The sequence below is a fragment of the Shewanella sp. 10N.286.45.A1 genome (assembly GCF_041470405.1).
In the GTDB taxonomy this organism is placed as follows: Bacteria; Pseudomonadota; Gammaproteobacteria; order Enterobacterales; family Shewanellaceae; genus Shewanella.
The window spans coordinates 1-7826 of sequence record NZ_JBFRMK010000125.1; the positions used below are offsets into that span (position 1 = coordinate 1).

Genomic DNA, 7826 nt, shown 5'->3' on the forward strand with positions numbered 1-7826 from the left:
AGATCAACAGCCCCTAATAATCGATTGTCCTTTTTTAGAAACAGCGTGCATACTCGTCTTGCCCAAAGTGAAATGAGTGACATTTAGATGAACATTGCTCATCTGCTTAAATTAATAGTTGCAATCAGTTTTAAAACTGATTAATTTAAGTCTAACGGCGACGCAGAGTTAACTCGGTTGTCGAATTTACGGTCACCAGACCCGACAGATCATTTAACGTAGAGAAAAAGAATATGGTACAGCTTCTGAACACTATCCATCATCATCACCATATGCGGTAGCCTTCGGAAGCTCACTGCCGAAGGACTCATTCCTTCTGGCGGTTGATTCAAAATATCAAAAACCCCTAGAAGGAATTCTAGGGGTTTTTTGGTTTTAGTTTAACAGATTGTTTTATATAAATTTTTGAATCAACTTAAAGGAAGTATCCATGTCAGAGTCAAACAGATTAAGAATTGCTATCCAGAAATCAGGTCGCCTATCTAAAGAGTCATTGAAGCTACTGAAGAGCTGTGGCGTAAAGTTTAATATCAATGAGCAACGCCTTATTGCCCACTCTGACAATATGCCAATCGATCTGCTTCGAGTCCGCGATGACGATATTCCAGGTCTCGTGATGGATGGTGTAGTCGACTTAGGTTTTATTGGCGAGAACGTGTTGGAAGAGGAGCAGATTGAACGCCAATCATTAGGCAAGCCATCTGAGTGCATTAAACTGCGTGAACTTGATTTCGGCGCATGTCGTTTATCACTGGCAGTGCCTAATGAATTTGCTTACCAAGATGCCAGTTCATTAGAAGGCCTACGTATTGCAACCTCATACCCCAACATTCTTCGTCGTTACATGCAGCAAAAAGGCATTAACTACAACGACTGTATGTTAAAAGGCTCAGTAGAAGTTGCCCCAAGAGCAGGATTGTCCGACGCCATTTGCGATTTAGTCTCAACCGGCGCCACACTTGAAGCTAATGGCCTATACGAAACAGAAGTGATATACCAATCTACCGCTTGCCTTATCCAGTCAACCAATAGCCAGCCAGATGACAAACAAGCGCTTATCAACAAAATCCTTTCGCGCATCAACGGCGTCGTTCGCGCTAAAGAGAGTAAATACATTTTGCTACACGCACCAACTGAAACACTAGAGCAAATTGTTGCGTTACTTCCTGGCGCTGAAAACCCAACGGTATTGCCACTCAATGACGATACCAACCGTGTTGCAATCCACGCCGTCAGCACCGAAGACTTGTTCTGGGACACCATGGAACAACTCACTCAGTTAGGTGCAAGTTCAATTCTTGTTATGCCTATTGAAAAAATGATGGGGTAAGTTGATGGACATTCTCAATTGGCAAACATTAACAACAGCGGCTAAACAAGACGCACTGGCAAGATCGCCGCTCATCGGCGACTCAAACCTTGAGCAAACTGTTGCTAACATTATCAATTCGGTAGTGGCTGATGGTGACAGTGCTTTGCGCAGTTTTGCCAAGCAGTTTGACGGCGTTAATATCGATAACCTTCAGCTATCAAAAGCGCAAATAGCGCAAGCTTGCCAAGCCGTACCAGCGGAGCTGAAACAAGCGATAGCCCAAGCTCAAGCTAATATCGATACCTTTCACCGAGCACAGGTATCTAACCCTGTTGATGTTGAAACCCAAAAAGGTATTCGCTGTGAGCTTAGAAGTGAGCCAATTGAGAAAGTCGGTCTCTATATTCCGGGCGGTACCGCGCCACTGATCTCCACCGTTTTAATGTTGGCACAACCCGCTAAAATTGCAGGTTGCCGTCAACGCGTGTTAGTCAGCCCACCGCCGATTAACGATGCTATTGTCTATGCAGCTAATGTGTGCGGTATCACTGAGATCTATCAAGTTGGCGGCGCACAAGCCATTGCAGCCCTCGCGTTTGGCACCGAGTCAGTGCCTCAAGTTGATAAAATATTTGGCCCTGGTAACCGCTTTGTCACCGAAGCTAAACGGGCAGTTAGCCAAGATAGCCGAGCAACGGTCAGTATTGATATGCCAGCTGGTCCGTCAGAGGTGTTAGTCATTGCCGATGCGAAAGCCAATGCCAGCTTTGTAGCAGCAGATCTGCTCTCTCAAGCCGAGCACGGGCCTGACTCACAAGTCATGTTAGTCACAGACTCTAGCGAAGTGGCCAATCAGGTGAATCAAGCATTAGCGCAGCAACTGTCCGAGCTTTCACGCTCAGACGTTGCCACTACGGCGTTAAGCTGCAGCCGCACGCTGCTGGTCAATGATATGGCTGAAGCTGCACAGGTCTCTAACCTTTATGGACCTGAGCACCTAATTATCCAAACAGAACAACCGAGGGCGGTATTAGCGAATATTCGCGCTGCTGGCTCGGTATTTTTAGGCGCCTACACGCCTGAGTCTGTTGGAGATTATGCCAGTGGCACCAACCACGTATTGCCGACATATGGCTACAGCAAAACCGTGTCAAGTTTGTCGCTAGCAGACTTTAGCCGTCGCTTTACCGTACAAGAGTTAACCGCGGATGGACTAGCTTCCATAGGCAATGCAGTGATGACTCTGGCAGCAGCTGAGCAACTCGATGCTCATAAAAATGCAGTGGCGCTGCGTCTTGCATCACTTAATATCGCTAAAAATGACGCTTCGGAGGCATGATGACTAAGATAAATACGCTTGCACAGCGTTTAGCGAGACCAGAACTTCTAGATTTGGAAGTCTATCAATCTGCAAGGCGTATTGGCGGCCAAGGTGATATTTGGATAAATGCTAATGAATCACCCTTTAATAACACGGATTTAGTGGGCGTCAACCGTTACCCAGAATGCCAGCCACCAGCATTAATCGATGCTTATAGCCGTTATAGCAAGGTACCAAGTCAGTGTATCTTGACCGGTCGCGGCGCTGATGAAGCGATTGAAATCCTCATACGTACATTTTGCAATCCAGGTACAGATGCCATCACCACTTTTGGCCCAACTTACGGTATGTATGCCATTAGTGCTAAAACAGCCAACGTGGCGGTTAATGCATTGCAACTAACAGATGATTTTCAGCTACCGACAGATTATGCGACGCAGATTGATAAGGGATTAAATAGCAAAATCCTATTCATCTGCAATCCGAATAATCCAACAGGCAGTGTGATTGCAAGGGATGAACTTGTTAAGGTCATCGATAGCAACCCCGAGCAGCTAGTGGTGATAGATGAAGCGTATATCGAATTTAGCCCAGAGTATTCTGTGGCGGATTTAGTCGCAAGCAAAAGCAATTTGGTGGTGCTGCGCACCCTTTCTAAAGCTTTTGCACTCGCTGGTGCTCGCTGCGGATTTTTGCTCGCCAACCCTGACATTATCGATATGTGTATGCGCGTCATCGCCCCCTACCCTGTGCCACTGCCGGTAAGTGAACTAGCAGTGCAAGCGCTAAGTCCTAATGGCTTAACAACCATGCAAACTCAGGTAGATGAAATGAAGCAGCAAGGCCAGCGATTAGCACAAGCATTGCAAGCCTCTGGTGCCAAAGTGGTAAAAGCGCACGGTAATTACGTTTTGGCAGAGTTTAATGACAAGCCAACTGTTCAACAAAAGCTAACGCAAGCAGGTGTGATTGCACGAAGTTATAACGACAAACGCTTAGCAAACTGTATTCGCTTTAGCTTTTCCAATCAGGCGCAAACCGACTACTTAATTAACCTTTTTTCGACGCCGAATGAATAAGAATAATCATGACTTGGCATGATGGCTAACGCCAAGTCCAAAATTTAAAAAATCTGAAAGGTAGTATCATAATGAAACAAAAAATTCTCTTTATTGACCGTGACGGCACCATTATCGAAGAGCCTGTGACCGATAAACAGGTAGATACGCTAGCTAAATTGGTATTTGAGCCCAATGTCATTCCAGCACTATTAAAACTACAAACTGCGGGTTACCGTTTAGTGATGGTCAGTAACCAAGACGGACTTGGCACTCCCTCTTTTCCAAAAGATGACTTTGATGCGCCGCAAGATATGATGATGCAAATATTGAGTAGCCAAGGGGTTAAATTTGACGATGTCCTTATCTGCCCACATTTCGATGATGAAAACTGCAGTTGCCGTAAACCAAAACTCGGGCTAGTGAAAGAGTATCTAACCACCGGTCGCATCGATTTCACCCAATCAGCTGTTATCGGCGATCGTGAAACGGATATGGGATTGGCTGACTCAATGGGCATTCAAGGACTTCAATACAACCCACAAAGCCTGACTTGGAATGACATTGCCGAAAAACTGCTCAGCAAAAATCGTGTGGCTACCGTCGTGCGCACCACTAAGGAGACCGACATTAAAGTCACCATCGACCTCGACTCAGGGGTTAAAGGCTCAATCAATACCGGCATTGGTTTTTTTGACCACATGCTAGAGCAGATTTCGACCCACGGTAATTTTAAGATGGACGTGAACGTGGATGGCGATTTAGAGATTGATGACCACCACAGTGTTGAAGATACCGCTCTTGCTATAGGTGATGCACTGCGCCAAGCATTAGGCGATAAACGCGGGATTGCGCGCTTTGGTAATGCCTTTGAGCAAGCGATCCCCATGGATGAAGCCAGCGCAGAATGTTTACTGGATCTATCAGGCCGTCCATTCATTAAATTCTCAGCAGAGTTTGAACGTGAGATGGTTGGCGCGATGGCCACCGAAATGGTGCCACACTTCTTCCGTTCATTCTCAGATGGGCTTCGCTGTACTTTGCACCTTAAAACTTTAGGCGATAACGATCACCATAAAGTAGAGAGCTTGTTTAAAGTACTGGGTCGTACGCTACGTCAAGCGGTCGCCATAGAAGGTGATGCGTTGCCATCGAGTAAAGGTGTGCTATGAGTGAGCAAGAGCGTGATCAGCAAGTAAATACTACCTCTGGTACCACGGTGATCATCGATACTGGCTGCGCCAACTTAAGTTCAGTTCGCTTTGCGTTTGAACGTTTGTTATCGGTTGATGAGCGTCAAAACCTCAGTGTCACCGATGATATCTCGGCCATTAAGGCGGCCACTCGGGTGGTGCTACCGGGTGTGGGCACCGCTGGCGCGGCAATGGCATCACTGCGTAACAAGCAGTTAGTCGAGGTGATCAGTTCACTGACTCAACCGGTACTCGGTGTTTGTTTAGGCATGCAGATGTTGACGCGCTTATCAAAAGAGCGTGGCGCGACAACTGAAGACTGCCAGTGCCTTGGGCTGATCCCAACCGATATCGAAGAGCTTGATAGTAAAGGTTTACCTCTGCCTCATATGGGCTGGAATCAAATAACCCCCTCTGCACATCCTATTTTTGACGGGATCAGCAAAGGCGATTATGTGTATTTTGTCCATAGCTATCGAGCACCAATCAGTGAATTTACTATCGCCAGTGCAGAACATGGTGAGCAGTTTAGCGCGGCGATAGCCAAAGCCAACTTTATCGGCTTGCAGTTTCATCCAGAAAAAAGTGCATCCGTTGGTGCAAGAATGTTGAAAAATTTCCTCAACATGTCGACCGATACTTTTAAGCAAAACAACCATTCAAATCAGTGTGAGGCGTAAAGATGATCATACCAGCAATTGATCTTATAGAAGGTCAAGTCGTTCGTCTTTACCAAGGCGACTACAATCAAAAAACGACGTTTGATTTAAGCCCGTTAGCGCAGCTACAAAGCTACCAAGAGCAAGGTGCTGATTTGCTGCACATTGTTGATTTAACTGGCGCAAAAGACCCGATGAAGCGCCAAACACAGCTTATAGCCAGCTTAGTACAAGGACTAGACACACCGATACAAGTCGGTGGTGGCGTAAGGACTGAAGCGCAGTTGAGTGAGTTACTGGAGATAGGTGTTAGCCGCGTGGTGATAGGCTCTCTAGCAGTCAAAGAGCCTGAATTAGTTAAAAGTTGGTTTGTAAAATATGGCAGCGATGCGATCTGTTTAGCGCTCGATGTCAACATTAATGAACAAGGCGATAAAATAGTGGCGGTGTCAGGCTGGCAGTCAGGTGGCGGCAAAACGCTGGAATCCTTAGTGGCTGAGTTTACAGAGGTTGGCCTAAAACACGCCCTTGTAACTGATATTAGCCGAGACGGTACTCTGCAAGGCGCTAATACCGAGCTATACCAAGAGATAAGCACTGCATATCCAAAGATTAACTGGCAAGCCTCTGGTGGTATTGCAACTCTGGCAGATGTACAAGCGGTAAAAGATAGCGGTGCTAATGGCATCATTATTGGCAAAGCACTGCTCATCAATCAGTTTACCGTTGAGGAGGCAATTACATGTTGGCCAAACGCATAGTCCCCTGCCTCGATGTAAAAGAGGGAAAAGTGGTTAAAGGAGTGCAATTTCGTAACCACGAAATTGTCGGTGACATTGTGCCTCTAGCCGCGCGCTACGCCGATGAAGGCGCCGACGAATTGGTGTTCTATGACATCACCGCCAGCGCCCATGACCGGGTTATCGACAAGTCGTGGGTCAGCCGTGTGGCTGAGCGTATCGATATTCCATTTTGTGTCGCGGGAGGCATTCGCACCATCGAACAAGCCCGTGAGAAGCTAGCCTTTGGTGCTGATAAGATCTCAATTAACTCTCCAGCATTAACCGACCCAAGTTTAATTGAACGTTTACAAGACGAGTTTGGCCGCCAATGTATTGTGATTGGTATCGACTCTTATCACGATCACATCAGTGACAGTTATAAAGTAAAACAGTTTACTGGCGATGAGTCTGCCACCAAAGACACTCAATGGTTTACACAAGATTGGGTAGAAGAGGTACAAAAGCGTGGCTGCGGTGAAATAGTGCTCAACGTAATGAATCAAGATGGCGTACGCCAAGGTTATGACATTGAACAGTTGTCTATGGTTCGCTCACTATGCGATGTCCCCTTAATCGCCTCAGGCGGTGCAGGCACAATGGCACACTTTAAAGATGTCTTCACTTTAACTAATGTCGATGCTGCACTTGCTGCAAGTGTGTTCCACAAAGGGATTATCGATATTCAAGCGTTAAAGCGTTATCTACGTGACAATCAAATCGCTGTGCGCGTTTAATACCAATCGGTATAAGTTAACCACACATAATTTAGCTCGAATTGAGGATGCAACATGACATCGCTTTATCAAACAACACCACAAGACCAAGCACTGTTAGCGCAATTGGATTGGGCCAAAACCGATGGTTTGATCCCCGCTATCGTACAGAACCACCTAAGCGGTAAAGTACTGATGCTAGGTTATATGGACCAAGCAGCTTTAGAAAAGACGCTCACTACCGGTGTGGTCACTTTTTTTAGCCGCAGTAAACAGCGCTTATGGACCAAAGGCGAAACCTCGGGTAATACGCTTGATCTGGTCGCGCTCGATATGGATTGTGACAACGATAGTTTATTGGTTCAGGTGCTGCCTAATGGCCCAACTTGCCATAAAGGCACCGAGAGTTGCTGGACCGATGGTAAGGCCCATAGCTTCATTGATAATCTCAGTGCATTAATTGCGTCTCGTAAAGGTCAAGATCCTAAATCAAGCTACACCGCTTACTTGTTTGACCGTGGCACTAAACGTATCGCGCAAAAAGTCGGTGAAGAAGGACTTGAGACCGCATTAGCTGCCGCCACCAATGACAAACCAGAACTTATTGATGAAGCATCCGATCTTATCTATCACCTATTGGTGTTATTAGAAGATCAGGAACTATCACTTGAAGAGGTCACTGCAAACCTGATGAAGCGACACAACGCTGCCAAGTAAAATGGGGGGATTAACAGGTTAACTATATCGCTTAAGATCATCATCTTGATTATAGTTATACCAATCAGTAT

General features: G+C 46.2%; 8 protein-coding genes. All 8 read left to right on the plus strand.

Annotated elements, in window-relative coordinates; translation table 11 throughout:
* The first annotated feature begins 430 nt into the window (after positions 1-430).
* The 8 genes from hisG to hisIE all read left to right on the plus strand — a co-directional run bounded on the left by hisG (position 431) and on the right by hisIE (position 7755).
* Positions 431-1330: an ATP phosphoribosyltransferase gene (gene hisG, locus AB4238_RS10465; RefSeq protein ID WP_372033405.1), complete on the plus strand. Its 900-nt coding sequence runs from the start codon at positions 431-433 to the stop codon at positions 1328-1330.
* Between the two features lie 4 nt (positions 1331-1334).
* Positions 1335-2651, plus strand: coding sequence for a histidinol dehydrogenase (gene hisD / locus AB4238_RS10470; protein WP_372033406.1), 1317 nt, complete (start codon positions 1335-1337; stop codon positions 2649-2651).
* Positions 2651-3712: a histidinol-phosphate transaminase gene (gene hisC / locus AB4238_RS10475; protein ID WP_372033410.1), complete on the plus strand. Its 1062-nt coding sequence runs from the start codon at positions 2651-2653 to the stop codon at positions 3710-3712. Before hisD ends, hisC begins: the two co-directional genes overlap by 1 nt.
* A gap of 71 nt (positions 3713-3783) precedes the next feature.
* Complete coding sequence (gene hisB, locus AB4238_RS10480) at positions 3784-4863, plus strand: bifunctional histidinol-phosphatase/imidazoleglycerol-phosphate dehydratase HisB (protein WP_220739539.1); 1080 nt, start codon at positions 3784-3786, stop codon at positions 4861-4863.
* Positions 4860-5564 (plus strand): imidazole glycerol phosphate synthase subunit HisH, encoded by a 705-nt coding sequence (gene hisH, locus AB4238_RS10485; RefSeq protein WP_372033407.1) that lies wholly within the window; start codon positions 4860-4862, stop codon positions 5562-5564. Before hisB ends, hisH begins: the two co-directional genes overlap by 4 nt.
* 2 nt (positions 5565-5566) lie before the next feature.
* Positions 5567-6304, plus strand: a complete 738-nt coding sequence (gene hisA, locus AB4238_RS10490; RefSeq protein ID WP_372033408.1) for a 1-(5-phosphoribosyl)-5-[(5-phosphoribosylamino)methylideneamino]imidazole-4-carboxamide isomerase — start codon at positions 5567-5569, stop codon at positions 6302-6304.
* Positions 6286-7059, plus strand: coding sequence for an imidazole glycerol phosphate synthase subunit HisF (gene hisF / locus AB4238_RS10495; protein WP_372033409.1), 774 nt, complete (start codon positions 6286-6288; stop codon positions 7057-7059). The genes hisA and hisF overlap by 19 nt, the downstream gene beginning before the upstream one ends.
* Before the next feature lie 54 nt (positions 7060-7113).
* Positions 7114-7755, plus strand: a complete 642-nt coding sequence (gene hisIE, locus AB4238_RS10500; RefSeq protein ID WP_371993781.1) for a bifunctional phosphoribosyl-AMP cyclohydrolase/phosphoribosyl-ATP diphosphatase HisIE — start codon at positions 7114-7116, stop codon at positions 7753-7755.
* Positions 7756-7826 lie beyond the last annotated feature (71 nt).